Genomic DNA, 1,016 nt, shown 5'->3' with positions numbered 1-1,016 from the left:
TCGACCGGCTGGAGCGCAACGAAGAAGACCCCGAGCGGCTGGACAACCTCTTTCGGCTGGATCACCTGGCGGCGCGGCTGCGCCGCAACAGCGCCAACCTGCTCGTGCTGGCCGGTGCGCAAATCACCCGTGACCAGCGAGAACCAGTGCCCCTCAGCACGGTGATCAACGCCGCGGTGTCCGAGGTCGAGGACTACCGACGGGTGCAGATCGGCGGGATCGCCGACTGCACGGTGATCGGCGCGGCCGCTGGTGCCGTCATCCACCTGCTGGCCGAACTGATCGACAACGCGCTGCGCTACTCCCCGCCGACCACGACGGTCCGGGTCTCCGCCGTGCGCGGCAGCGAGGGCGGCGTCCTGATGCGCATCGCCGACGCCGGGCTGGGCATGACCGACACCGACCGCCGCATGGCCAACATGAGGCTGCAGGCCGGCGGCGACGTCACCCCCGACAACGCGCGCCACATGGGCCTGTTCGTGGTGGGCCGGTTGGCCAGCCGCCACGGCATCCGGGTCGGCCTGCGCGGGCCCTCGTCCGGAGAGTCGGGCACCGGCACCACCGCTGAGGTGTACCTGCCACTTCCGGTGCTCGTCGAAGGCGCGCCCGCGCCGCCGGCCCAGACGGTTACCGTCACCGCGCCGCCCGCCCCGCCCGCGCCTGAGCCCGAGCCGGCCACTGCGCCGGCTGCGACGGATGACGGCACCGGTCAGCCAGTGCCGCCGGTCACGCTGCTGCCGCGGCGCAACCCCGGCACCAGCGGCATCACCGACGTGCCCGCCCAACCGGTCGAGGAACAGCGGCCTCGCCGCGAACTGCCGACGCCGTGGTGGGAAAGCGGCGCCAAGCCGCAGTCGCAACCGGCGGCAAAGCCGGCACCGGCCAAGACGGCGTCGGACACCTCGGCTTTCTTCGGCCGCCGCCCGGCCGGCCAGCCGACCGCGCCGCCAGGTGATCCAGCCGAAAGAGGTTGTCCAGCCGCTCGGGGTCTTCTTCGTTGCGCTCCAGCCGGTCGA

General features: G+C 72.9%; 1 protein-coding gene. It reads left to right on the top strand.

What is annotated here, in order from left to right; genetic code table 11:
• Positions 1–1,016 (top strand): sensor histidine kinase KdpD (locus tag A9W95_RS16525; RefSeq protein WP_253851679.1); only part of this gene is annotated, 1,016 nt, incomplete at both ends.

Origin of the sequence: Mycobacterium sp. 1423905.2, assembly GCF_001673155.1 — a bacterium.
Taxonomy (GTDB): domain Bacteria; phylum Actinomycetota; class Actinomycetes; order Mycobacteriales; family Mycobacteriaceae; genus Mycobacterium.
Note: the sequence above shows the minus strand (reverse complement) of the source record. Positions and strands in the feature narration are given on the sequence as shown.